The sequence below is a fragment of the Bradyrhizobium ingae genome (assembly GCF_055791185.1).
In genome coordinates, this window is sequence record NZ_JBVUBB010000028.1 from 39,722 (window position 1) to 60,729 (window position 21,008).

15 protein-coding genes are annotated in these 21,008 nt (G+C 63.3%); 7 read left to right on the forward strand and 8 right to left on the reverse strand.

The features are described 5' to 3' along the window. Positions 1-116 precede the first annotated feature (116 nt). The gene (locus ACV1FX_RS30200; protein ID WP_473121200.1) at positions 117-1,364 is read left to right on the forward strand and encodes an MFS transporter; all 1,248 of its coding nucleotides are present in this window, start codon (positions 117-119) and stop codon (positions 1,362-1,364) included. A gap of 129 nt (positions 1,365-1,493) precedes the next feature. Here the strand turns inward: ACV1FX_RS30200 and pdxR are convergent, their stop codons facing one another. Continuing rightward, the gene (pdxR, locus tag ACV1FX_RS30205; RefSeq protein WP_473121201.1) at positions 1,494-2,954 is read right to left on the reverse strand and encodes a MocR-like pyridoxine biosynthesis transcription factor PdxR; all 1,461 of its coding nucleotides are present in this window, start codon (positions 2,952-2,954) and stop codon (positions 1,494-1,496) included. A gap of 184 nt (positions 2,955-3,138) precedes the next feature. Between pdxR and ACV1FX_RS30210 the strand changes: the two genes are divergently transcribed. Beyond that, on the forward strand, positions 3,139-3,666 hold the full coding sequence (locus ACV1FX_RS30210) for a pyridoxamine 5'-phosphate oxidase family protein (RefSeq protein WP_473121202.1): 528 nt from the start codon (positions 3,139-3,141) through the stop codon (positions 3,664-3,666). Here the strand turns inward: ACV1FX_RS30210 and ACV1FX_RS30215 are convergent. Then, positions 3,663-4,922 (reverse strand): adenylate/guanylate cyclase domain-containing protein, encoded by a 1,260-nt coding sequence (locus tag ACV1FX_RS30215; protein WP_473121203.1) that lies wholly within the window; start codon positions 4,920-4,922, stop codon positions 3,663-3,665. The two genes, ACV1FX_RS30210 and ACV1FX_RS30215, sit on opposite strands and share 4 nt — an antisense overlap. Positions 4,923-5,103: 181 nt before the next feature. Between ACV1FX_RS30215 and ACV1FX_RS30220 the strand changes: the two genes are divergently transcribed. Together ACV1FX_RS30220 and ACV1FX_RS30225 are read left to right on the forward strand one after the other, a co-directional pair. Continuing rightward, positions 5,104-6,261, forward strand: coding sequence for an MFS transporter (locus tag ACV1FX_RS30220; protein ID WP_473121204.1), 1,158 nt, complete (start codon positions 5,104-5,106; stop codon positions 6,259-6,261). Positions 6,262-6,302: 41 nt separating this feature from the next. Next, positions 6,303-6,494, forward strand: a complete 192-nt coding sequence (locus ACV1FX_RS30225; RefSeq protein WP_473121205.1) for a hypothetical protein — start codon at positions 6,303-6,305, stop codon at positions 6,492-6,494. A gap of 11 nt (positions 6,495-6,505) precedes the next feature. Here the strand turns inward: ACV1FX_RS30225 and ACV1FX_RS30230 are convergent, their stop codons facing one another. From ACV1FX_RS30230 to dmeF, 6 genes are all read right to left on the reverse strand, one after another. Beyond that, on the reverse strand, positions 6,506-7,384 hold the full coding sequence (locus ACV1FX_RS30230; protein WP_473121206.1) for a DMT family transporter: 879 nt from the start codon (positions 7,382-7,384) through the stop codon (positions 6,506-6,508). 110 nt (positions 7,385-7,494) lie between these two features. After that, positions 7,495-8,325, reverse strand: coding sequence for an N-acyl homoserine lactonase family protein (locus ACV1FX_RS30235; RefSeq protein WP_473121207.1), 831 nt, complete (start codon positions 8,323-8,325; stop codon positions 7,495-7,497). Between the two features lie 183 nt (positions 8,326-8,508). Beyond that, positions 8,509-10,536, reverse strand: coding sequence for a S8/S53 family peptidase (locus ACV1FX_RS30240; RefSeq protein WP_473121208.1), 2,028 nt, complete (start codon positions 10,534-10,536; stop codon positions 8,509-8,511). Between the two features lie 39 nt (positions 10,537-10,575). Next, complete coding sequence (locus ACV1FX_RS30245; RefSeq protein WP_473121209.1) at positions 10,576-11,733, reverse strand: phosphatase PAP2 family protein; 1,158 nt, start codon at positions 11,731-11,733, stop codon at positions 10,576-10,578. Between the two features lie 39 nt (positions 11,734-11,772). Next, positions 11,773-13,605 carry an adenylate/guanylate cyclase domain-containing protein gene (locus ACV1FX_RS30250; RefSeq protein WP_473121210.1) on the reverse strand — a complete coding sequence of 611 codons (1,833 nt, stop codon included), beginning with the start codon at positions 13,603-13,605 and terminating at the stop codon, positions 11,773-11,775. Between the two features lie 284 nt (positions 13,606-13,889). Then, complete coding sequence (gene dmeF / locus ACV1FX_RS30255; RefSeq protein WP_473121211.1) at positions 13,890-14,840, reverse strand: CDF family Co(II)/Ni(II) efflux transporter DmeF; 951 nt, start codon at positions 14,838-14,840, stop codon at positions 13,890-13,892. A gap of 215 nt (positions 14,841-15,055) precedes the next feature. Between dmeF and ACV1FX_RS30260 the strand changes: the two genes are divergently transcribed. From ACV1FX_RS30260 to ACV1FX_RS30270, 3 genes are all read left to right on the forward strand, one after another. Beyond that, entirely contained in the window at positions 15,056-15,874 is an 819-nt protein-coding gene (locus ACV1FX_RS30260; protein ID WP_473121212.1) for a chromate resistance protein ChrB domain-containing protein, read from the forward strand. Next, the gene (gene chrA, locus ACV1FX_RS30265; protein WP_473121255.1) at positions 15,874-17,259 is read left to right on the forward strand and encodes a chromate efflux transporter; all 1,386 of its coding nucleotides are present in this window, start codon (positions 15,874-15,876) and stop codon (positions 17,257-17,259) included. Before ACV1FX_RS30260 ends, chrA begins: the two co-directional genes overlap by 1 nt. A gap of 197 nt (positions 17,260-17,456) precedes the next feature. Next, positions 17,457-20,831, forward strand: a complete 3,375-nt coding sequence (locus tag ACV1FX_RS30270) for an AAA family ATPase (RefSeq protein ID WP_473121213.1) — start codon at positions 17,457-17,459, stop codon at positions 20,829-20,831. Positions 20,832-21,008: the final 177 nt, after the last annotated feature.

Genomic DNA, 21,008 nt, shown 5'->3' on the forward strand with positions numbered 1-21,008 from the left:
ACTGCATCTAGCGGCGTTGGTTCCCGGGAACTCACCGGTCTTGTCGGGAAGCGGGTGGGTTTGGCGGCTCCCGGGGACGAATACTGGCCTCCAGATCGACTTTCATGGAATGACCGATGTCAACGCCCTCTCGCCTCCCGGACACGTTTAACCGCCTCGCCTGGTCAAATCTCGCAGCGCAATCGGCCGAACAGATTGCGCTGGCCGCCGCCCCAATCGTCGCGGTGTTGACGCTCGGCGTCGCCGAAGGCGAAACCGGCCTGCTCCAGACCGCCCTCACCTTGCCATTCGTGCTGTTCGCGATTCCGGCCGGCCTGCTTGCTGACCGCATCTCGCGGCGCGCGCTGATGGCTGGTGCCGAGGCGCTGCGGGCTACAGCGCTCGCGGCCATCGTGCTCCTGATCGCGCTCGGCGCGCTCAACCTGCCGCTGCTCGCAGCGCTCGGCTTTACCGCGGTCTGCGGCACAGTCGTCTACAGCGTGGCCGCGCCGGCGCTGGTGCCCTCGCTCGTCGGACCGGAACTGCTGCCTGCGGCGAATGCGCGAATTGAGCTAGCGCGCACGATCGCGTTTGCGAGCGGTCCCGCTCTCGGCGGCGCGTTGGTCGGCTGGCTCGGCGCCAGCCCCGCCTTTGCCTTTGCCGCGACACTCTCGGCAATCGCGGTGGTGCTGCTCGCCGGCCTCTACGAGCCCGTACGCGCACCGGTGCCGCGACGGCACCCGCTCCAGGAGATCCGTGAGGGCGCCGCCTTCGTCTTCCATCACCCGCTGCTGCGCCCGGTGTTCGTCACCCAGTTCATCTTCAACACCGGCTGGTTCCTTCAGCTTGCGGTGTTCGTGCCCTATGCGGTGCGCCATCTCGGCCTGTCCGCGAGCGGCGTTGGCGTGGTGCTCGCGATGTATGGCGTCGGCATGGTGATCGGCGCGCTGGTCGCGACACGGGTAATGCGGCGCCTTGCCTTCGGCACGGTGGTCGGACTTGGACCGGTGACAGGGTTCGTTGCGGCGCTCGTGATGGCGCTGACGGTGCTGATGCCGGCGGCATGGCTCGCAGGCCTGAGCTTCTTCCTGCTGGGCGTCGGCCCGATCCTATGGGTCATCTCAACGACGACGCTCCGCCAATCGGTGACGCCGCCGCGACTGCTTGGCCGCGTCTCCGCCATCAACATCATGAGCTACGGCGCACGCCCGCTCGGCTCGGCGCTGGGCGCGATCGTCGGCGGCTTCTACAGCGCGGAGGCATGTCTCTATCTCGCTGCCGCGATCTTCGCCGTGCAGGCGCTGGTGATCTGGCTCTCGCCGGCGGTGGCGCTGGACCGGCAGCCGGAGATGGTGGACGACGGTGCCGTTCCGCGCGCCTGCTGACGAGCCCGGGCCGGTGTCGCCCACTCGCTTAGAGCATGATCCGGAAAAGTGTGCAGCGGTTTTCCGAAAAGATCATACTCAAACAACAAGCTAAAGCGCGATGACGATTCATCCTGATCTCATCGCGCTTTAGCGATCGAAGGCCTGGGCTAAACGCACAATCGCCGGCGCAATGGTCTGGCGCGGAAAGCCGCTGAAGCCCAGCATCAGCGCCGATTGCGCCGGTGCCTCAAGATACAGCCGGCTCATCGCGCGAACGACGACGCCCTGCTCGCGCGCCCGCCGTTCGATCGTCACATCCGACAATCCCGGTCGCGTGTAGGCGACCAGATGCATCCCCTGGTCCGGCGGTTCGACGCTGAGGCGATCGCCTAGCCGGCGCTTGAGCGCTGTGACGAGCATATCCCGTTGAAGGCGGTACACCTCCCGCATCCTGCGGATGTGAGCCGCAAAATGCCCTTCCTCCATGAAGGCGGCAACGACCGCTTGGCAGAGACTCGGCGGCTGACGGTCCATCAGATAGCGTGCGGTGACGAAGTTCCTCACGAGTGAATGCGGCACCACCGCGTAGCCGGGCCGAAGTCCCGGGAAGAGCGCCTTATTGAGAGTTCCGACGTAGATGACGCGCCCGGCCTCATCAAGCCCCTGGAGCGAGGCGAGCGGCCGGCCGCCGTAGCGAAATTCGCTGGCGTAGTCGTCCTCGATGATCCAGGCACCCGACTCTCGAGCCCAGGCAAGGAGCTCGAGGCGGCGTGCCATCGACAGCGGCACGCCCTTGGGAAACTGATGCGAGGCCGTTATGAACACCGCACGCGCTTTGGGAGCGCGACGAATGCCCTCGGCGACATTCATGCCTTTCTGGTCCACCGGAATGGGCCAAACCTTCGCATCTGCCGCGACGAGCGCAAGACGGGTCAAGGTGTAGCCGGGATCTTCGATCCAGGCTTCCTTATCGGGCCCCGGCATGATGCGGGCCACGATGTCGACGGCCTGTTGCGTGCCGGCAGTGAGCACGATCTGATCGGGCTCGCAACGCACCCCGCGTGCGGCCAGAAGATAATCGCAGAGCAACTTACGCAGCTCGGGCAAGCCGCGTGGATCGCCATAGCCGAGATGATGTCGTTCAAACGACCGCAGCGTGCGCGCGGTGAGCTTGCGCCACAATTCAGCGCTGCGCGCGTCCAACAGGGTCCGCCCCAAATTGAAGGGACGTCCATCGTCTCGCGCCGTCACATCGACGAAATCGCCGAGTTCTGCGAAGGTGGCAACGGCTGATGCAGGCCGCACCTTGCGGCCCTGAGCGGCCGTGAAACGTTCGGGAAGATCGAAGGCAACGTAGGTCCCGGCGCCCCTCTTGCCGACGGCGTAGCCCTCGGCAAGAAGCTGCTCGAAAGCCGAGACGACTGCGGAACGCGAAACACCGAGCTGTGTTGCGAGTTCGCGAGTCGACGGCAGCTTGGTCGGGGGACGGAGCGTTCCCGACAGGATCGCCGATCGCAGCCGCAGATAAATTTGACGGAACACGGGCGCATCTGCCGCACGATCCACCTCGAACGCATAAAGCTCTGCCCAGCTTTGCCGGCTCTTCAAGCGCGCTCCCCCATTCTGTGCTGGCAGCCAAGTGGTGTGCCTCATCGACACAAAGTGGATCTTTCTATGAGACCACCAATATACTATCCAATTTCGGATAACGAGGAAATTCCCGCTCATTCGAACAACCGCACGGAGCGTCCCGACCATGAGCTCACCGCAGATCCGTCGCGCGGACCGCGCCATGTCGCACGAGCGGATGCTGGAAATGCTGGCACGAGGTTATAGTGGCCATCTCGTGACAGTCAGCGAGGACGGTTTCCCTTATTGCATCCCGCTGCTCTACCTCTGGATCGACGGAGAGGTGTATTTGCACACGACAGGTGCCAGAGGACATCTGGGCTCAAACATCGAGCGGGACCAGCGCGTCTGCTTCGAGATCGACGAGCACGCCGGTGTCTTCGACTATGGCCGGTTTGAATGCGATTCCGGCCTCGCCTATCGAAGCATATGCCTGTTCGGCCGTATCAGGGTGGTGGACGACAGGGACGTCAAGCAGCGATTCTGCGAGGCATTGATGGTCAAGTACGGCAAGCCGGAAACAACGCGACCCAAGGGATTCTTTCCGCGGCTCGATCTCATTGCCGTCTATGCAATCGCCATTGAGCGCATGACCGGCAAGGAGACTTCAATGCCGTCTCTTTCCGAACAATGGCCCGCCATGGATCGGACGAAAACACCGAATGCCACATTCCCCGCGGACGGTCCCTAACCCGCCAGATATCGCTCGTAGCTTCCCGTCACCGGCTCGTTCGTGTCGACATCCGGGTCGAGCGTATAGAGATCCTGCGCACGACCGATGCCACGCAGTGCGTAGCGGCCGGTGGAGACGAGATAGCGGCGGCCCGCCGTATCCAGCCCCGCGTAGAATTCCGCCGACGCGAGCAGTTCGCGATCGACCGAGCGGCTCATCGAGGCGATGCGGCTGACCTCGTTGACCGTGGGCCCGACCACCGTGAAATCGAGCCGGTCCTCGCTGCCGATATTGCCGTAGAAGACCTCGCCGACATGCAAGCCTATATAGGCCGAGGTGGTCGGGCGGCCGTCGGCGGCCCGCTTCGCATTCAGCGTCACGATGTTCTTGCGAAAAAGGTGCTCGGCGCGCAGCGCCGCGCGACGCGACGCCGCCATGTCCTCGCCGGTGAACATCGCGAGCACACCGTCGCCGATCAGCTTCAGCACGTCGCCGCCCGCGTCGTGTATCGCATCGATCACGGCCTGCGCATAATCGTTGAGAAACGGAATGATCTCGTCCGGCCCGATGCTCTCGCTGATCCCGGTCGAGCCGCGCAGGTCCGAATACCAGAGCACGGCGTTGATGCGCTCGGTCACACCGCGGGAGATGCGCCCGCGCAGCACCTGCTCGGAGGCGTCACGGCCGAGATAGACGCGCCCGAGCGTGCGCACGATATCGACCTGCTGGGCGGATTTGATCGTCAGCCCAAGCACCGGTACGAGATCGCGCAGCGCCTCCAGCTCGCTCTCGGCAAAACCCTCGGGTCGCCGCGTCGTCCAGTAGGAATAGAGGCAGTCCATCTGGCCGAGCGCGCCGGTCTCGCCGAAGCGATGCACGAAGGCGAGGAAATGCCGGTGGCCCTTTTCCGCGAGCTCGCCAATCTGCGCAAAGTCGAGCGATGCGACGTCCGCGAGATCGATCTGCATCTCGTCTTCGCCGTGCTCGAGCAGATGGTAGAACACCGAGCGGCGCCAGTTCTTGGCCGGATCGCCCTGCGCCGTCGATCCATACTCGACGACGTCGCTCTCGTTGGTCGGCACATCGCTCCAGCGGAAGGCACGCCCCTCATAGATCGGGTGCAGCGTGTCGATGACGACGAGCCCGCGCGACAGCTCGATCCCCTCGGCGCGGCAGCGTTCGCAGAAGCCGCGGATGATCTCGATCTCGGGCAGTCCGGTGAGCCCCTGGACGGTCAGCCAGTTGATCAGCGCGAGGCGGGGGGTCAATTCCATAAGCCATTATGGCGTGCATTCGTGACGAGCGAAAGGCGAACCTGACCGCGCTCAGCATCCCGCGTGCCGCAGATCGAATATGCCGTCGGCGATGTTGACGCCGCCCGCGCCGCGGAGGCAAAAGCCAATTGATGTTTCCGATGCCGGCGACGATCAGAATCGCCAAGATCAACGCAAGCACATGAGCCAGCGACAGCTTCCGATCATTCTGGCGCTCGGCACCACGCAGACGCTGGCCTGGGCTTCGAGCTATTACCTGCCCGCCATCCTCGCCGATCCGATCGGGCGCGATCTCGGCGTCTCCTCCAACTGGGTTTTTGGCGCCTTCTCCGCCTCGCTGGTGATCTCGGCCATGCTCGGCCCGCGCATCGGGCGGCAGATCGATCTCGTCGGCGGACGGCAGGTGCTGTCGGCCTCGAACCTGACGATTGCCGGCGGCCTCGTGCTGCTCGGCTTCTCCTATTCCGTCCCGGTGATGGCGATCGCCTGGCTCGTGCTCGGCATCGGCATGGCGCTCGGACTCTATGACGCGGCCTTCGCCGCGCTCGGGCGCATCTACGGCACCGAGGCGCGCGGCTCGATCACCGGCATCACGCTGATGGCGGGATTTGCCTCGACCGTCGGCTGGCCGCTGACGGCTTTCGGACTTTCGCATATCGGATGGCGCGACACCTGCTTTGCCTGGGCAGCCGCCCACATCCTGATCGGACTGCCGCTCAACCTGTTGATGGTGCCGAGGGTCAAGGGTGCCAATGAGGCAGCGACCACGGCCGTCAAGCCGCATATCCCGCTCGACCGCACCATGATCCTTCTGGCTTTCGTTTTTGCCGCGGCCTGGACGGTCACCGGCGCGATGGCGGTGCACTTCCCGCGCATCCTCGAAGCCACCGGCGCGACGCCCGTCGAGGCCATTGCCGCGGGCGCCCTGATCGGGCCGGCCCAGGTCGGCGCACGCCTTCTCGAGGCAAGTTTCCTGAGCCGCTTTCATCCGCTCTGGTCGACGCGGCTTGCCTGCATCACCCACCCGATCGGGGCGCTCGTGATCGCGATTTTCGGCGCGGCCGGGGCAAGCGCCTTTGCGCTTCTGCACGGCTCGGGCAACGGCATTCTGACCATCGCGCGCGGAACACTGCCGCTCGCGATCTTCGGGCCAAAGAACTACGGCTACCGGCTCGGCATCATCGGCGCGCCGGCGCGGATGGCACAGGCAATTGCCCCGCTCGCCTTCGGCCTCTTGATCGACGTCATGGGCAGCAAGGTCCTGATCGTGTCCTCGGCGCTGAGCCTCACCGCGCTCGCGGCACTGTTCCTGATTCATCCCGAGCGAAAGACGGCTTGAGGCCCCTTCCCTTCGCGACAGCTTTCGCGCAAAAACAAGCCATGACCGACGACACCCAGCCATCAGGAACATTCAAGCGTCTCGTACGATGGGCGACCACACCGCCGCAGGCCTATGGCGTTTATCTCGCCGCAGTGGTGCTGGTGTTCCTGCTGTCGTTCTATGCGGGCAGCCTGAAGCCGAAGAACGCGCCCGCGGGCGGACCGCCGCCCGTGGCGGCGCCCAAGAACTGATCAAGAACTGATCAGGCCGGCTTCACCTCACTGGTCGCGATCCAGATGCCGGCGAACACCGCCACGAGGCCAATCAAGAGGTTGGGAGTGACTGGCTCGCCGATCAGGATCGCCGCGAGCGCGGCCGCGGCGATCGGATTGACCGTCATCGTGTTGGCGACACGGGTCGGCGTGGCGAGCGCGAGCGCCCTGACCCAGAGGATAAAGGCGAGCGCTCCGCCGCCGATGCCGAGATAGACGCCGGCGATCCATTGCGCGGTCGTAAAGTGATCGAGCGCCATGAAGCTGCCGCGCACAAGGCCGACCAGCACCAGCGCAATCGCACCGGCTCCCATACCGACCGTCAGGAAGCCGAGCGCGCTCGAGCGCTGCATCAGCGGGCGTGACAACACGTTGTAGAAGGCCATGCAGAACACGGCCGCGGTCATGATCAACTCGCCGCGCCAGGCTCCGGGCGGGCTTTGCGCGAGACCCGTCGCGAGCGCGGCCACGACGCCAAGCACGGCAACGCCGACGCCAAGCGCCTTGCGCGCCGTCAGGCGCTCGACGCCGATGAGCGCGCCGACCACCATTGTGTGAAGCGGCAGCGTCGCAAGCGCAAGGCTGGCCCGCGCCGCAGTCGTGTATGAGATCGCAATATTGTAGAGGATGAAGAACAGGCCGAAGAAACCGAGGCCAAGCAGCAGCACCCCCGGCAGGTCACGCCGCGACGGCCACCGCACGCGCAACAGCAGTGCCATCGGCAGCAGGCAGGCGAACCCAATTCCCCAGCGCAAAATCGCAAGCAGGATCGGATCGGCGCCACTCACCAGATAGCGCGTGATCGCCGCCGCGGTGCCGCCGATGCCGCTCGATAGAAGCGCGATCGCAACACCCGCCCATTCTCCCAAGACGGCCTCCCGTCACGAAGCCAGTTGGGCGCGTTCCTAGCACTCCCCTGCTGACAGCATGGTGGCAGCAGCCGTGGCAGTCATTCGAGGGAGCCGCTCCCCGGGCGAGGTCAGTCGTAGAACTCCGGCTCCATCTTCTGCCCGTCGCGCTGCGCCTTGTCGTGGTTGATCCAGAGCTGCGCCTTCTCCTTCGCGAGCACGTCGGCGATCTTCTGCATCGAGGCAAGCGTTTGGTCCTTGCTGGCGTTCATGCTGGGCACCACGCGGTTGTCCCAGTTGCTTTTGAAGTGCACGGCATCGCCCGACAGCACCACCGCGCCGGTTTTCGGCAGTTTCACCAGCAGCGACTGGTGGCCAGGCGTGTGGCCGGGCGTTGCAAGAATGGTCAGGCCGCCATCGCCGAACAAGTCCTTGTCGCCGTCGAGCAGCACGACGGGATGCGACGGCTTGAAGCGCGGCTCATTGTTGGGGCCGGGCCATTCATATTCAGCCTTCTGGACATAAAGGACGGCCTGCGGAAACATCTCCACATTGCCGATGTGGTCGGGATGGGTGTGCGACACGGCCATCCATTTGATGTCGCTGGGCTTGAGGCCGAGCTGATCGAGTTGCGCGAGAAGCGTCTTCGGCCTGCGCCAGACCGTCGCTTTCGGATCGGAGGGAATGAGCCCATTGGGCATCGATGCAACCGCATCCGGCACACCCGTGTCCCACAGGAACCAACCCTGGCTATGCTTGATCAGATAGCAGGTGTCGACGAACTCCATCGGCTTGCCCTCGTTCATGCCCGGCGTCCAGCGAGACACGTCGCTGGTGGCCCCCTCCCCGCAATTGAGGATGTAGAGGCGCTCGACGCCCGGCTTTTCCGATTGCGCGGAGGCTGCATGGGCCGACAGGACGAACACGGCGGCTGCGAGGGCAAGTTTGATCGGGTGTGTCATTGGTGTTCCTTCCATGCAGCAGGCTGCCAACGGCCGCCAGTCCGGAATCAAACCCCAAGCGGTGCCGAAAAGTCCCGACATTGGCGGCAGTTTCAGCCGGGATACCGGATTGACGTGAAACCTGCCGAGGTCGCCGCGATGGCCCTGACCATCACGGCGAGAGCGGGATGCTGATGAACTCCGCTACATTCCTGGCGGATCGAGATTGCCGTTGCCGCGTTCTTCGTCCGGAGGATTCACCTGAACGTGCGGGGCCGGGAACGGCCACCCGGCCGCCGCATTGACGAAGTCTCGTGCGAGTTGCGGCGCGGCCGCGCTGGTGCCGACCAGACGAAATACGGCGCCGCTCCGATTGCCCTGGGCAAGTACCCCGCTCAACGCGCAAGAATCGTCACAAGGCAGAAGATAATCCGGACCAATACGGCGCGTCAGTGGGCCTGGGCGAGCAGGCCCCGCAGATGAATAAGCCGACTTGCGCTCGTTGGAGAGGATATAACCACCGGCGACGTGGACACCGTCGTCCTTGGCGGTGGCTATGCCGTTGAGCGTGCCATGGCGATGAATCAGCGATCCGTGTTTGTTGAATTTCCCATCGACATACTTGCAGCCGGCCTCTGCCCCGCGATCCTTCTCCCATTCGGCATCGACAAAATACGAGCGCTTGGCGCCAGTGTGCGCATTCATGTTCGGATCCGTGCGCGCCACATAGGCGTGAACCGTCACGTGTTCCGGGACATTTGCAAGACGGATCGTCCAATCGCCATGTTCGGCCACGACCCCGGCCGTAGCAACGGTAGGTTCGACGTGAAGCTGCCACATCACATCGTCGATCGTCCATGCGATTGGAAGGTCCACTCCGGCGGGGGGTGGAGGATTGGGAGGCGGAATGACTGGCGGGGTCGGTATGTACTGGATCCCGCTGGGCGATATTAGAGTAACATCGACCACGCCGGCATGGACCCTCTTGATCCATAGTTCGGCAAAGCAAAGAGTGGTGTTGTCAGGAGGAAGGCGCCAGGTCCACTCGATCGAATCCGGTTGGCCGCGATGTCTGTGGAAGCGGACGTGCCCCTCAGTCAAATAGGAATTGCCTGCGGCCAAAACGATATCGAGCTTGGGCTTCAGCGCGATGCCATCGTATTTCCCGACGAACGTCGTCAGCAACGCTTCCAGTTCAGCCAGGCCATTGTGTGGCCCGGTAGTCGGCCCGTAGCTGAGATTTATCACGACGTGGTCGGTATTATTCGAATCGGCATGCGATAGGATGTACAGAATGGCATCGTAAACATACGACTTCAGCCACACACCTGTTGCATCGCGAATGCAGCTTTCGGAGAACTGAACGAATACAACGTCGGTTCCGCTGGCAGGGTCAGTGTCAGCTTCCCACGTCGGTGGATCGCGCCGGTTGCCGGGGGGACCAACGCGCGACGAGGGTGGAACGCGGCCGGCGACAACGTCCATCACATGCGCGCCGTGCGATGCCTGATATGCGAGACCGGGAAACCCGGCGTCCGCATAACATCCATTCTCATCAATGCCGCCCTGCGGCGTCACATGCAGTCCGATCCACTCGTTGAGTCCCATGAGGCGGTTAGCCGGGCCGGGCAACGCCGAAACGCGCCGAAACTCAAGACCGTATTTGAAATCGTTCAATTTCTGGCCAAGCGCGCATTGCTGGCCATTCTTGTCAACGACGCCGATCGGCAGCCTGCCCGTGTTCTGATCCCATATGGCGCGAACCCGCGTGCGCAGGCCACCGCCCGGTATGTCTTCCAGGAACTGCGCTGCGGCGAATGGACAGCCATCGTCGAGGACGCCAATCAGCAACTTCCCCACCGGATCGTTGCCGTTCGAGCGATCGTCAATCTTTCTCCGTTCAAAGTCCAATTCATCCGTTGGCTTCAACGGAAGCGACAGTTCGACCCTGGAAACGAATTTGTCCCAGATTCGCAGCGTGTAGCCGGTCACCGCCGATCTGGTGGCCAGCATCGTTGCATATCGGGTATCGTCGGACGGACCCAGGTCGACGATCTTTTCATGCTGATTCATCTCGCTCACGAACCGATCCGGCTCAGGCGGATCGTGGAATTCCACGAGAAAGAACAGCTTGAACTGCTGATCGAAGAATTTGAAATTCCTGAAGTCCGTCGAGATCGCGTACCGGAGGTACGGACCGAAGCATTTCGGATAGGGGTCGCTTTCGGCCATCGGATGTTCTCCGCTTTGGGTTGCGCGACGATGCTCCGGCTATGGAAATTTATACACCGACGTCCACTCCAGCTGCGCCTTGCCCCACAACTCGGTCATGATCGGAGATTGCGTGACGTTGGTCAGGTTCGGTGCCCGCGAATAGAATGGGCTATTGTTGGAGTCGAGATCTTGCTCCAGGCTGAACGGGTTAAAGTCCTTTGTCGGATGCTGGTCGATGCCCGGGGCAATGAACGTCCGCGCCGCCAATAGCTGAGCTCCGGTGCAGCACCCGACAAAATATTCTCCCAGAGCTGTACCCAACATTCGACCCGCCATGCTGTCGACCGGGAAATGGAGTCCGGCAATGACGCGGTTGGTGGAGATGCGTGCGGCCTGACGATCGAACTGTTCCGTCACCGTCGGGTACTTCGGGTTTCCCATGGCATCGACCGCGTTGAGGTTCAGCAGCGCCTTGAGCACATAGACAACCGCATAGCACTGAGTCGCGTGCCCCATCGGAAACGTGCCGTGACCGGGGGTCGTGAGCATCGGCTGCATCTGCGCGTTGTATTCGACCGGACGCCAGCACCCGAGTGCATGTTTGAAGCGCATCTCCACGTACACGCAGAACTGCAGCACCATGTTGATGAGTTCGAAAGTACGCCTAGTCCGGTCGGGGTGGAGATATACGATCGAAGACCAGAACGCATATTGGGGATCGATCTGCGCCATGATTTCGGTTGCACGTTCGTTACGCAATTCCCCCCAGCTGAGGACCAGGGGGATCTGTTGCTCGAAAGTTGCTGCCGCCGGCCGTTGAACTTCTGCGATCACCGACCCGTTGGTCAGAACCTGGAATCCGGGACTGCCGGGCCCCGGTGCCGTTGGCGCAAAGCTGATTCCCTGAAGCATGTCGCCGATTGCTATGTAAGCGCGAACCCACGGCTCCCAACGCTCCAATTGCGCGGCATCGTCAATGGCCGGCATCCCCGGCTCGTACCAACTGAACTCGGGATAGGTGATCCCTTCGCGAGCGTGGATGAGCGCATCCACCATGATGGGATTGGCCCAGACATCGCCAAGCGTGCCGAGCACCGCGCCGCCCGCTCCACCGGCCCCACCGGCTCCGCCGGCGCCCCCGGCACCGCCCGCTCCTCCTGCACCACCTGCGCCGCCCGCACCACCTGCTCCTCCTGCTCCGCCAAGTTGAGCCATTGCCTGCCTCCCTATTGAGTTGGTCAATCGATGAGTGAGTCAGCCTGTCGCCGGCAAACCTGCCATTTCCAGGCAGCGAGCCCAGCGCCTGCCTGTTTCGAGATGCGCGTTCGGAGCTCGCGCGATGTAGCGTTCCACGGTCAATGCCGGCTCGAGCTCGCGCATCTTGCCCAAGGCCCTGCGCGCTTCGTCCATCCGGTTCTGCGAGACGAGCGCAATCGTGAGAACGCGCCAGGTAGACGGATGCATGCGATTGAGGACGAGCGACGATCGCGCCAGCTTTTCCGCCTCGGAATACCGATGTGCCGAAAGTTGCGCCGTGGCTCCGAGGGATTCGAAATAGTAGCGTTGCGGATCGAGCGGAGAGAGTTCCATCGCGCGCTCTGTCGCCGCCACCGCAGCGGAGCCCTCGCCTTCGAACGCGTTGACGGTGCCGCGATAGAGCCAACCCAGCGCGTGGCTGGGGTTGGCGTCGACGGCCTGCTCGCACCGCTTGCGGGCGGTGTCGAGGTCGTTGAGCAAGTGACAGTACACGAATCCCTCGGTCGCAAGCGCGAGCGCATCGGACGGGTCGCGGTCGAGCGCCGCGTGAGTGGCGTTCAAGGCCTCGGCGGCTTCGCGCTTGCGGTCCTCGGACCAGCCGCGCGTCACTCGCAGGATAAACCAATTGGCGAGCCAGGCACGCGGGGCGGCAACACGGCCGTGCCGGTTGATCAGCTCATCAAGAACCTTGCGCGTCTGGAAGAACTCCTCCTTGCTCGATCGGTGCATCAGCCGGATGCTGCCAAGCAGCAGCGAATAGCTCTCGAGCGTCGGCAGGGGCTGGGTCAGGATATGCTCGACCTCGGCATCGAAGACCGACAGATGCACGGCAGCGGCGATGCGGTGAGCGAGGTCACTTTCCGGCTGCAGGAGGTCGCCGATCTCGCCGCTCAGGCGGTCGGTCCAGACGATCTGGTTGGTGCGCGCGGCCGCCAGTTCTGCCGTCACGAGCATCCGGCCCGCATCGACCACGTAGCTACCGCTGAGGATGTAGGTGGCGCCGAGATGCGCGGAAACTTCCGCGACATCACTCACGCGCCCGCGGAACACGCTCGTCGACAGGCGCGAGATCACCCGCAGGTTCGCCGACCGCGAGAGCCGCCAGATCACGCTGTCCGCGATCAGACTCCCGACGTCCATATGCTCCGGCGCGTTATTCCGCGCAACGAAGGGGATAACGGCGATCGTCGGCTCCATGGGAGTCCCATAGTCTCTCCGAGCCACGAGGCTCGGGTGCGGACTTGCCGGGCCGACACGGTAAGCGCGCACCGGCTTGTCAAAGTGCTTGAGTATACATTCTCCCAAGTCTTCGCATAGCGCATCTACCCCGTGGGTGAGCTCATCACGTGCCGCCGCACTGCCAATGGTCTCACCCGGATTTGCGAGGCCCGCGAGAGCCGCCGCCAATCGCTCGTGGGCCGACGCACTGGCAATCGTTTCACCGGGACCCGCAAGTGCCGCCAGCCGGGCCGCGAGGTTGATGCCAGTGCCATAGATGTCGATGCCGTCGCTCCAGGCGGACGACGCGTTGATCCCTGCGCGAAGTTGGAAGTGTTGATCCTCGGGAAGCCCCTCATTCAGGGCGGCGATGGTCCGATGCATCTCGGCTGCGCCATGCACGGCGTCAGGCACCGTCTCGAAGCGGACCATCAGGCCATCGCCAAGGCTCTTGACGAAGACGCCGTGATAACGCGGCAAGATCTGTTCGGTGGCGATATGGACGAAGTCGGCCCATCGACGCACTGCGGATGCCTCGTGCTCCCGCATGAGCCGCACCGACTCCACGAGATCGATCAAGAGGACAACTGTGTCATGCTGCACGAGGCCCATGGTTGTCTCTCCGAGAGCCCGGCCTCCGCTGGTCGGGCTCAGGTCAACGGCCGCTCAAGGCCAGTACGATTCCCGTTTGCTTTTCCGGCAATTGCGAATTCGACGGATGCCGAGCCATCGAAATGCACGCGTACCAGTACCGCGCGCGCGGCCGCAATCCTATGAAGCAGATCACGAATAGCGAAATAGATCAGACGGTCGCGTCTGCGACAAAGTCGGACAACTTCCGATAAATTATTGATAATATTCCCGCTATGCGAGCTGCGCCGCAGTCATGACCACAGCTAGTGCGGACACGTCTCGACTTCGACAGTGATGTGACTCAACCCTTTCAATCCGGCCAGCCGCTTCTTGTAGACGGCCGGCTGCTTGGGCTTGTCGGAGACGAGCGAGACGAGCACGGCGCGGTGGCCGGGACCGACCTGCCACAGATGCAGGTCGGTGACGCGGTCCTCGCCGACCTCCATGCGGGAGCGAATGACCCTTTCGAGCTTCTCGTCGGCCCTGACGTCGAGCAGCACGGCGCCCGAGGCCTTGATCAGGCCGAACGCCCAGCTCGCGATCACCGCGCTACCGATGAGGCCGACGGCCGGATCGGCCCACACCCACCCCGAATACCTGGCGATGAGCAGCGCGCCGATCGCCAGCACCGAGGTCGCGGCATCCGCCATGACATGGATGTAGGCGGCGCGGAGATTGTGGTCGTGATGATGGTGGTGATGATCATGATCGTCGTCATGCGCATGGCCGTGATCATGTCCGTGATGGTGTTGCTGATGGCTGTCACGCAGCAGCCAGGCGCTGACGAGATTGACGCAGAGGCCGAGCACCGCCACCCCGATCGCCTCGCCATAGACGATCGGCACCGGCGAAACCAGCCGCAGCACGCTCTCATAGGCGATCTGAACTGCGATCAGCCCCAGGATGATTGCGCTGGAAAACGCGGCGAGATCACCGAACTTGCCGGTGCCGAAGGTGAAATGCGCGTTGCCAAGGTGCTGGCGCGCGAAGCGATAGGCGAACGCCGCGATCCCGAGCGCCGCCGCATGCGTTCCCATATGCCAGCCGTCCGCGAACAGCGCCATCGAGCCGAACAGCGAGCCGGCAACGATCTCGCCGACCATCATGATGAGTGTCAGCGCGACCACGAACCAGGTGCGCCGCTCGTTCTCATCATGCTTGTCGCCGAGGAACGCGTGCTCATGCGTCCATTGCTCGATGGAATGTGAGTGCATCGGGACATATCTCCGAGAAAGAATCCGTTGCCAGGAATATAGGCCCTGGCAGCAGAACTTTCTAAGGCTCATTGCAAGGCTCATTACCCGCCAAACCTGCGATTGACAGTCACTCGCGGTTTCGCTGTAATGGGGCTCATGGGGATTTGAGCGATCTCCCCACGAGGCGACATGCCCAAGTATCGCGTCCCGTTCACTCTCTACGAGGACGCATCATGTCTACTTTCACGACGATATCTTCTGACAAATTGGCGCGGCTGATCGGCACGGCGAATGCTCCTGCCCTGATCGACGTCCGGACCGACGAGGATTATGCCGCCGACCAGCGGCTGATCCCCGGCTCCCTCAAATTAAGCCACGACAAGGTTCCGGAATGGGGCGGCGATTTCGCCGGCCGCCCGGTCATCGTCTCCTGCCTGCGCGGCGAGAAGCTCGCGCAAGGCACGGCGGCCTGGCTCCGGCAGCTCGGCGTCCGGGCCGAGACGCTGGAAGGCGGCTTTGAGGGCTGGAAAGCGGCAAAACTGCCGCTTGTCAACACGACCAAGCTGCCGACGCGGGACGCCAAGGGCCGCACCGTCTGGGTGACGCGCGCACGACCGAAGGTCGATCGCATCGCCTGCCCCTGGCTGATCCGCCGCTTCGTCGATCCCAGCGCGGTGTTCCTCTACGTCGCGCCGCCGGAAGTCGTCGGCGTCGGCGAGCGCTTCAATGCGGCGCCCTTCGACATCGAGAATGTGTTCTGGAGCCACCGCGGACCGCTCTGCACCTTCGACGTCATGGTCGAGGAGTTCGGACTTTCGACCCCGCCCTTGCAGCGGCTCGCGACCCTGGTGCGTGGCGCCGACACCGCGCGGCCCGATCTCGCGCCGGAGGCTCCGGGCCTGCTCGCAGCCTCGCTCGGGCTCTCGCGGATGTATGACGACGACCTCGCGCAGCTCGAGGCCGGCATGGTGCTCTACGATGCCTTCTATCGCTGGTGCCGCGACGCCACCACCGAGACCCACAATTGGCCGACGAACAAAGTGAAGGCGTGATGGACACCCGCAGCGTTCAAGCAGGAGCTGATGCCGGCCACGGCATCAGCTTCAACGAAGCGTTTCGCGTCTGGCTCCGCGTCGCCTGCCTGAGCTTCGGCGGCCCCGCGGGCCAGATCGCGGTGATGCACCGCATCCTGGTCGAGGAGAAGAACTGGATCTCCGAGGGCCGTTTCCTCCATGCGCTGAACTATTGCATGCTGCTGCCGGGACCGGAGGCGCAACAGCTTGCGACCTATGTCGGCTGGCTGATGCACCGCACCGCCGGCGGGTTGATGGCGGGCGGGCTCTTCATCCTGCCCGGCATCATCGCCATCATGGGCCTGAGCTACATCTACGCCGCCTTCGGCAATGTCAGCTTCGTCGAGGCATTGTTCTTTGGCCTGAAGGCCGCCGTGCTCGCCATCGTCGTCGAGGCCGTGGTGCGCGTCGGCAAGCGCGCGCTGAAGAACCGCATCATGATCGCGCTCGCGGCCGCGGCCTTCGTCGCGATCTTCTTCTTCGCCGTCCCCTTCCCGATCATCATCATCACCGCCGGCGTGATCGGCTTTGTCGGCGCACGAAGCGGCCGCCCGGAGTTCGCGCCCGCCGCCCATGGCCACGGCGGCAAGACGGCCGTGATCGACAGCATGCTGGGCGAGGCCATACCTGATCATGTCCGCCCCAACACCGTGCGCGCGATCGGCGTCGGCGCGCTGTGGCTGGCACTCTGGCTCCTGCCGGTGATCGCTCTGCTCGCAGCGTTCGGAGAGGCCAACGTATTCAGCCAGATCGCGCTGTTCTTCTCCAAGATGGCGCTCGTCACCTTCGGCGGCGCCTATGCAGTGCTCGCCTATGTCGCTCAGCAGGCGGTCGAGCATTATCACTGGCTCAGCGCACGCGAGATGCTGGACGGGCTCGGCATGGCCGAGACGACGCCGGGTCCCCTCATCATGGTGCTGCAATTCGTGGGCTTCATGGCGGCCTTTCGCGATCCGGGCGGGATGTCACCGATGCTCGCCGGCACGCTCGGAGGTTTGCTCGCGACCTGGGTGACCTTCACGCCATGCTTCCTGTGGATCTTCCTGGGAGCGCCCTATGTCGAGCTCCTGCGCGGCAACAAGGGCCTCGCCGGCGCGCTCAGCGCGATCACCGCGGCTGTCGTCGGGGTAATCCTCAACCTCTCGATATGGTTCGCGCTGCATACCTTGTTCCGCGAGACCGTTCCGGTGCGCGCATTTCCGCTATCCTTCGATATGCCGGTGCTCGCAAGCGTCGACATCGCGGCACTTGTGCTCTCGATCGCGGCCGCGACCGCGATCTTCCGCTTCAAGCTCGGTATGCTGACGGTGCTGGCGGGCTCGTGCGCGGCGGGCATGGCGCTGCGGCTGGTGGGTTTGATCTAGGAGCCAAGAGAGCCCCGGCGGCTTGATGGCGACGCTGCCGTTTGCTGCGGTGCATAAAACTTGAATCGCATGACGGCGTCGAGCACCGCTTCGGCCTGGCGGCGCCCTCTGCCCGCATGCGATCGGTCCCGGTCGACTGACCTGCTTCGCATGCGTTTCTAACGTGCTACAATTCCTGCGTGAGCCATGGATTAGCCATGACTGGGTTTGCCATGACTGGTATCGCAGAGTGGCTAGCATCGATCGGCTTGGAAGAATACGCTCCGCGCTTCAGCGAGAATGCCGTTGACGTCTCGGTCCTGCGCGATCTCACGGAGCAGGATCTCAAGGATCTCGGCGTCTTGCTTGGACATCGCCGCAAGATGCTGCGCGCGATCGCAGAACTTACTGCGGACGACCCTCGAACCCTCCCAACCGGCCTTCGACCGGCATCGCGCGACGGCGCCGAGCGGCGTCAACTTACGATCATGTTTTGCGATCTGGTGGGCTCGTCGGCACTTTCGGCCCGCCTGGATCCGGAGGACTTGCGGGCGGTAATCCGCGCCTATCACACCTGCATCGCAGCGGTTATCGCCCAGAAGGAGGGCATCATCGCGCGGTATATGGGGGATGGCGTGCTCGCATATTTTGGCTACCCCCAGGCACACGAGGACGATGCCGAGCAGGCGATACGCGCGGGTTTGGCGCTAGTCGATGCCGTGGCCAACCTTCAAACCGATGCCGGAATTGGCCTCCAGGTTCGCGTTGGCATCGCTACCGGCATGGTGGTCGTGGGCGATTTGATCGGCGAAGGCGCTGCCAAGGAGCAGGCGGTCATCGGCGAGACACCGAACCTGGCGGCTCGCCTGCAGGCATTGGCCGAGCCCGGTGCAGTGCTGGTTTCCGAGAGCACTCACCAGCTCTGCGACGGGCATTTCGAATTCCGCAATCTCGGTCCCGTGGCGCTCAAAGGATGGACAGACCCCGTACCAGCCTGGCGGGTACTGGCGGCAACCGGAGTTGAAAGCCGCTTTGAGGCCCAGCACAAGGCCCGGTTGACCCCACTCATCGGCCGGGACGAGGAGATGGAGCTGCTGTTGCGCCGCTGGCAGCAAGCCGCGCGGGGCGAAGGCTGCGCGGTGGTTCTGACCGGAGAGCCAGGCATCGGCAAGTCGCACATTGCCCTGGCGCTCCAACAGCAGCTTGAGGCCCAACCCCACATTACGGTGCGGCAGTTCTGCTCGGCGCACCACACCAATAGTGCACTCTATCCATTGATCGCCCAACTCGAACGGGCGGCTCGGTTCGAGCGAAGCGACTCCCCGGCGGAGAAGTTCGCCAAGCTCGAGGCCCTGCTCCTGCGGTCCGGCGCTGACGCCGGCCGCGTGGTGCCACCTTTGGCCAATCTTCTGTCGCTGCCGCTCAACGACCGGTATTACGTACCAGAGCTCAGCCCCCAGAAGCGCAAGGAAATGATACTGGCGGCGTTCCTGGCTCAGCTCGAGGGCTTGGCGGCGCGGCAGCCCGTATTCGTCATCTTTGAGGATGTTCATTGGGCGGACCCGACCTCGCTGGAACTGCTCACGATCACGCTGGAACGGCTGCCGCAGCTTCGAGTGCTACTGCTCATAACCGCAAGGCGAGAGTTCAAGCCGCCGTGGCCCGGTCATGCGCATGTTACGACGATCTCGCTCACGCGACTGAGCAGGCGCGACGGGGCGGCGTTGGTCGAGCGGATCACGGCCGGCAAGACGCTACCGGAGGAAGTACTGGACCAAATCCTCGCTCGCACCGACGGCGTGCCACTATTCGTCGAGGAGTTGACCAAGACGGTCCTCGAAACCGGGCTTTTGCAGGAAGGCGACGATCACTACGTCCTCAATCGCCCGTTACCCGCGATGGCGATTCCGACGACATTGCACGCATCGCTGATGGCGAGGCTCGACCGATTGGCACCGGTCAGGGAAGTCGCTCAGATCGGCGCGGTCGTGGGTCGCGAGTTCTCTTTCGAACTGCTGAGCACAGTCGTCGGGCTGCCAAGGGAGAGACTTGAAGAGGCGCTTGCCCAGCTGGTTCGGTCGGAACTGATATTTTGCCGGGGCGAAGTGCCCCAAGCGGTCTATACTTTCAAGCACGCCCTCGTGCGAGATGCCGCCTACTCCGGACTTCTAAAGAGCCGACGCACCGGACTGCATGCCACGATCGCGGACACATTCGAGCAACACTTCCCGGAGATCGTAGAGGCGCAACCCGAAACTCTCGCACATCATCTCACCGAAGCCGGACTGATCGAAAAAGCCACAGGCTATTGGCTACAAGCCGGTAAGAAGGCTGCCATGCGCTCCGCCAATCTCGAAGCCATCGCACACGCGCAGCGAGGCCTCGAAGCCCTGCGTCATTTGCCCGAAGGCGCAGCGAGGGACGCGCTGGAGCTTGATTTTCACCTCGTGTTGGGGCCATGCCTGATCGCTACCCAAGGGCCAGCGTCGAACAAATCGATGGCGACCTTCGCTCGCGCTCGCGAACTGTGCGAACGCCTCGGAGACCCCCCTGAGCACCTCCAGGTCTTGTTCTGGTTGACCACCGCGACGGTCATTCGTGGCGAGCTGCCGCTGGCCCAGGAAATGATCGCGGCTTTGCTTCAGCTCATTGAAGCGCGCGGTGAGCGACCGGCATTGCTCAATGCGATGCGCGGACAAGCCATGATCCGTCTCTTCATGGGCCATGCCAGCGCTGCCCGAGAATTGCTGCAACGCGCTTTCGAGGCATTCAACGCAAGCAGCGAAGAACAACAATGGGCAGCGCGCGCCGCTGGCCAGGACGCTGGAGTGGCTGACCTCGCCTTGATGTCGTGGTCTCTCTGGCTACTCGGTCACGCTGATACGGCTATCACGCGAATAAATGCCGCCGTTCAGCGGGCCAACGCCATCGATCATCCGCATTCCCAGGCTTACGCCTACTATTATGCGTCCGTTCTTCACGCTCTCCGCGGCGAGTTCTCGAACGCGCATTGGTTTGCCGAGCGCTGTCTCACCCTGTCGGAAGAACACGGATTCCGGCAGTGGCGCGGCTTGGCCCGCGCCATTCGGGGCATATGCGTCACCCTGCTCACCCCTTCGCCCAGCGTGATCGAGGAAGTACGGAGCGCGTTCGATGAATATCGAGGAGCGGGTTATCAACTCGGTATCACTGCGCTTTACGTACTCTTGTGCCCGGCGTTGTTGCTCAGCCACAGCTACGACGCTGCGCTGGATCTGATTGAGCTGGGGCTCGCTACCGTGAACCGCAATCGCGAGCGAATATTCGAGGCCGAATTGTATCGACTGAAAGCGCAGATACTGATCGTCCGCGACGCGGCTGCCGCCAGCGCGGACGCACAGTCTCTGCTCGAAACGGCACTGAGCACAGCGAGAAATCAGGACGTCAAGGCACTCGAACTTCGAGCTGCAAAGGATCTTGCTGCGCTGTGGAACGATCAGGGAAGGCGCGAGGACGCGCTGGACCTCCTGGCGCCCATCTATGCCTGGTTCACCGAGGGCTTGGGTACCCAGGACCTGAAGGAGGCAAAGGCTTTGCTCGACCAGCAACGGTAGCTCGCATCGACAGCGTTCCAACAAATCCTCGGACCGGTCCGCACGATTCGATCGAGCGCGGCGGACCAACCGGCTACCGTTTTCCATTTCACCGCCGAGGACGGAGATTAGCGCCAGCGACTATGAAATGCTTCACATTGGTTTGCAGAGCTGCGTGCTATGCAACCTCTAGAAGAG

What these genes read in the sequence shown, in the direction of transcription:
- ACV1FX_RS30210 (WP_473121202.1), top strand. Translation starts at nt 3,139, where the DNA reads ATGTCGCACGAGCGGATGCTGGAAATGCTGGCACGAGGTTATAGTGGC.
- dmeF (WP_473121211.1), bottom strand. Translation starts at nt 14,840, where the DNA reads ATGCACTCACATTCCATCGAGCAATGGACGCATGAGCACGCGTTCCTC.
- ACV1FX_RS30270 (WP_473121213.1), top strand. Translation starts at nt 17,457, where the DNA reads ATGACTGGGTTTGCCATGACTGGTATCGCAGAGTGGCTAGCATCGATC.
- chrA (WP_473121255.1), top strand. Translation starts at nt 15,874, where the DNA reads ATGGACACCCGCAGCGTTCAAGCAGGAGCTGATGCCGGCCACGGCATC.
- ACV1FX_RS30260 (WP_473121212.1), top strand. Translation starts at nt 15,056, where the DNA reads ATGTCTACTTTCACGACGATATCTTCTGACAAATTGGCGCGGCTGATC.
- ACV1FX_RS30220 (WP_473121204.1), top strand. Translation starts at nt 5,104, where the DNA reads ATGAGCCAGCGACAGCTTCCGATCATTCTGGCGCTCGGCACCACGCAG.
- ACV1FX_RS30240 (WP_473121208.1), bottom strand. Translation starts at nt 10,536, where the DNA reads ATGGCCGAAAGCGACCCCTATCCGAAATGCTTCGGTCCGTACCTCCGG.
- ACV1FX_RS30215 (WP_473121203.1), bottom strand. Translation starts at nt 4,922, where the DNA reads ATGGAATTGACCCCCCGCCTCGCGCTGATCAACTGGCTGACCGTCCAG.
- ACV1FX_RS30235 (WP_473121207.1), bottom strand. Translation starts at nt 8,325, where the DNA reads ATGACACACCCGATCAAACTTGCCCTCGCAGCCGCCGTGTTCGTCCTG.
- ACV1FX_RS30245 (WP_473121209.1), bottom strand. Translation starts at nt 11,733, where the DNA reads ATGGCTCAACTTGGCGGAGCAGGAGGAGCAGGTGGTGCGGGCGGCGCA.
- ACV1FX_RS30200 (WP_473121200.1), top strand. Translation starts at nt 117, where the DNA reads ATGTCAACGCCCTCTCGCCTCCCGGACACGTTTAACCGCCTCGCCTGG.
- ACV1FX_RS30225 (WP_473121205.1), top strand. Translation starts at nt 6,303, where the DNA reads ATGACCGACGACACCCAGCCATCAGGAACATTCAAGCGTCTCGTACGA.
- ACV1FX_RS30250 (WP_473121210.1), bottom strand. Translation starts at nt 13,605, where the DNA reads ATGGGCCTCGTGCAGCATGACACAGTTGTCCTCTTGATCGATCTCGTG.